General features: G+C 42.5%; 2 protein-coding genes and 1 pseudogene. 2 read left to right on the top strand and 1 reads right to left on the bottom strand.

Annotated features, from left to right (window positions below; translation table 11 throughout):
* Nucleotides 1-109 precede the first annotated feature (109 nt).
* Both VK080_RS11350 and thpD read left to right on the top strand, forming a co-directional pair.
* Nucleotides 110-1,603 carry a glycine betaine uptake BCCT transporter gene (locus VK080_RS11350; RefSeq protein ID WP_324224877.1) on the top strand — a complete coding sequence of 498 codons (1,494 nt, stop codon included), beginning with the start codon at nucleotides 110-112 and terminating at the stop codon, nucleotides 1,601-1,603.
* Between the two features lie 364 nt (nucleotides 1,604-1,967).
* The gene (thpD, locus tag VK080_RS11345) at nucleotides 1,968-2,864 is read left to right on the top strand and encodes an ectoine hydroxylase (RefSeq protein WP_324224876.1); all 897 of its coding nucleotides are present in this window, start codon (nucleotides 1,968-1,970) and stop codon (nucleotides 2,862-2,864) included.
* 475 nt (nucleotides 2,865-3,339) lie between these two features.
* Here thpD and VK080_RS11340 read toward each other — a convergent pair.
* Nucleotides 3,340-3,708 (bottom strand): annotated as a pseudogene (locus tag VK080_RS11340) (peptide chain release factor 3); the annotation flags it as partial.
* Nucleotides 3,709-3,840: the final 132 nt, after the last annotated feature.

Raw genomic sequence — 3,840 nt, 5'->3', positions numbered from 1 at the left:
TCAATCCACTGCTGTATAGAATAACGTTCCAAAGAAAAACTAACTGTATGGATTAATTGTCCGTATTGCATCATTAGTATTGCATCATTAAAAAGGAAGGTTGACTGATATGAAGAAGGTTACAATGGTATTTTGGATTACGCTTGCCCTTACCGTTGCACTATCCATATTGGGGGTCGTTACACCAGATAGTTTTGAAAATATCTCAGGTTCGATTATGGGGTATATATCTGCCCATTTTGGCTGGTTCTACTTATTAATTGTCACGTTGTTTGTGTTATTTTGTTTATATTTGGTCATCAGTCCTTATGGGAAAATCAAACTCGGAAGACCGGGCGAAAAACCGGAATTCAGTTATTCATCATGGTTTGCCATGCTGTTTAGTGCGGGGATGGGCATTGGTCTCGTATTTTACGGCGTAGCATCACCCGTCTCTCACTATATTAAAACACCTCCAACAGCTGAGCCCGGGACTACGGAGGCACTTGAAGATGCCTTGCGTGTGACATTTTTTCATTATGGCATTCATGCATGGGCCATTTATGCGGTTATTGCACTTGTTCTGGCGTACTTTATGTTCCGTCATGAAAAGCCAGGCCTGGTCAGTGCTTCACTGGAAACGCTGTTTGGCGATAGAATGAAAGGACCGTGGGGAAAGGCTGTCGATGTCATTGCTGTATTTGCAACCATTGTAGGTGTGGCAACGACACTCGGCTTTGGCGCAACACAAATTAACGGCGGTGTCGCTTTTCTGTTTGATATCCCGATTTCGTTTTGGGTCCAGCTCTTGATAATTTTGGTCGTGACCGTGTTATTTATGATTTCAACGTATACCGGTCTTAGTAAAGGTATTAAGTATTTGAGTAATGCCAATATGGGGTTAGGTGTTATATTGCTTCTGGCCACGGTTATTCTGGGTCCAACTTTGTATATCATTAATTCATTTACAGATACGATCGGTGCCTATATTCAGCAGCTTCCTTCCGAGAGTTTCCGTTTGGCACCTAATGACGAAGGTGAACGGCAATGGGTATTGGACTGGACGGTCTTCTTTTGGGCGTGGTGGATGGCCTGGTCCCCGTTTGTCGGGATATTCATTGCCCGCGTCTCAAAAGGACGCACGATAAGGGAATTTTTGGCCGGTGTTCTGATTGTGCCGTCTGTCGTCAGCTTTCTATGGTTTTCAGCATTTGGGATATCAGGCATCGATGCGCAGAATAATGGCGCTGATATTGCCGGACTGCCGGATGAACAGGCCTTATTCGGGATGTTTGATCAGTTGCCCCTCGGGATGGTTTTGTCCATTCTGGGAATTCTGCTGATCAGTACTTTTTTTATTACATCAGCGGATTCGGCAACCTTTGTCCTCGGTATGCAGACGACTAATGGATCCCTGTCACCCCCGACGACGGTAAAGTTCACATGGGGGTTCGCACAATCGGCCATTGCAGCTGTTCTGTTATACACTGGCGGGCTTCAAGCCTTACAAAATGCGTTAATCTCAGCAGCACTTCCATTCTCCATTATTATGCTGCTGATGATTGTGTCGTTTTATAAAGCGTTGAAGACCGATAAAGCAAAAAACTGGACAAATAGTAAATAAATATTCTTGAAATCTGAAGTTGTTTTATCTGATTGATGTCACATGATAGGGCAGTTTTTTCTTGCGAACAGAAAGTATCCATTTCAGGCGTTATTTAATTACCGAAATGGGTTGGCACACCGATTTTCACCAATCCGACCTCTGAAAAAGACAAGGCGGCAACCGGGTTTTTTCTCAAGCCCCCCTTGCAATAATAATAGGTTAATTGTACAATAATTTTAAATGGTTTTTATATTAGGGATTTTAGGCTCTAAATAAGAAGGGTGAGATGTCGTTAAATTTGCAGGAAAGTTTCCCGGCTAACCAGGAAACTTCATAGCATATTTCGTTTAAGTGAAAAATTTAAATAGGGAGTGTTGTTATAATGGAAGATCTTTATCCATCACGAAAGAAGGACCAGCCGGAAATTTTAGAACGGAAGGACCCTGTGATACACACGGATCGATCCAAAGATAATCAGGCCCCTATTTCAAAAGAACAGCTTGATTCCTATGAACAAAATGGGTTTTTGCAGATCGAGAATTTCTTCTCTGATAAGGAAGTTAAAGACATGCAGAAAGCCATTTTTGAATTGCAGGATTCGAACAAAAATGTCACTTCCGATAAAGTGATCCGTGAACCGGAAAGCGATGACATCCGTTCTATTTTTCACGTACACAAAGACGACAACTACTTCAAAGACGTTGCAAACGACCAGCGGATACTCGACATTGTCAATCATTTGCTGGGAAGCGATGTTTATATCCATCAATCCCGTATCAATTATAAACCTGGTTTCAAGGGTAAAGAATTTGACTGGCATTCTGATTTTGAAACATGGCATGTCGAGGACGGTATGCCACGGATGCGGGCGGTCAGTTTATCGATTGCCTTATCCGACAACTATACATTTAACGGGCCTTTGATGCTTATACCGGGGTCCCAGAACTACTATGTCAGCTGTGTAGGGGAAACACCCGACAATAACTATAAAGAGTCGCTGAAAAAACAGAAAGTTGGTGTGCCTGACGAGGAGAGTCTGCGCTGGCTTGCCGAAAAAGGCGGCGGTATTTCCGTACCGACAGGAAGAGCAGGCTCAATAACGCTGTTTGAATGTAATACGATGCATGGTTCAACCAGTAATATTACACCATATCCGCGGAACAACTTATTCATGGTTTATAACAGTGTGGAAAATCGCTTAGTTGAACCATATTCGGGCGGTAAAAAACGGCCTGAATATATTGCTGTACGGGATAGCAGTATCCCAGCTATGAACTGAATCAGCTAATCTGACGCAGAGGATCAGCTAATATGACGCCGGGAAACTTTCCTGACTTTAATCCTGGCGATTGGAAGGCCGTCTCAAAAGGTAAGCTTTTGGGGCGGCCATTTTTTATAACGTCAGAAAGTATAAATTTTGGTTGACCTTATAAGAAAAACTTCGGCACTCGCTATAAGGCGAGGCGAATGCCGAGTTATTCTAATAGGGCGAAGAACAAAGGGTGCACGGTGGAAGTATATCTGCAGGAGGGTGGAAGGTTTCGGCAAAAGAGAGAAGGTATCTACAGGAGAAAGGAAATATCAACGGAAGAGAGAAGGAATCAACAGAATAAATGAAATATCAACGGAAGAATGAGAATATCAACACGAGAAAAACAGAATCAATAAAAGAGCAAGGACTTTCACGATCTCAACATGAAAAAAGCACACAGAATCTCATAGCAGAAATTCTGTGCGCCACATATCGCATGTCATCATGTTGTCTGATCATACTGATTCACATCAAACAGATCGATCAGTTCGATATCAGGATGATTATCTTTGAACCAGTTCAGGGAAAAGTCGTTCTTAAACAATACCACGTAATTGTCGGAGCGGTCCCTGACCAGCATATTGCGCTCATCATAAAGAGACGGGTCGACCTGGTCGGGCTTCAGCCATCTTGGCACACGTTCACCGATTGGTTCGAGCATGACCTCCACATTGTATTCATTCCGCATCCGGTACTGGAAAACTTCATACTGCAGTTCACCAACTGCTCCAAGGATATACGATTCGGTGCGGTAATGTTTATACAATTGGATGGCGCCTTCCTGGACAAGCTGTTCGATTCCTTTTTTAAAAGATAAGAAAGTATAAAATTTTGGTGGTACCACGGTGTTTTTGACTGTGGTATCTTTAATATATGGAGAAAAATATTTTGAAACAAATATTCTTTGATAAGCATCAGCATTGGGAGTCATTTAAAAAGAAAC

Source organism: Lentibacillus sp., assembly GCF_035301925.1.
GTDB lineage: Bacteria > Bacillota > Bacilli > Bacillales > Amphibacillaceae > Lentibacillus.
This window is presented reverse-complemented; position numbering and strand designations above follow the sequence as displayed.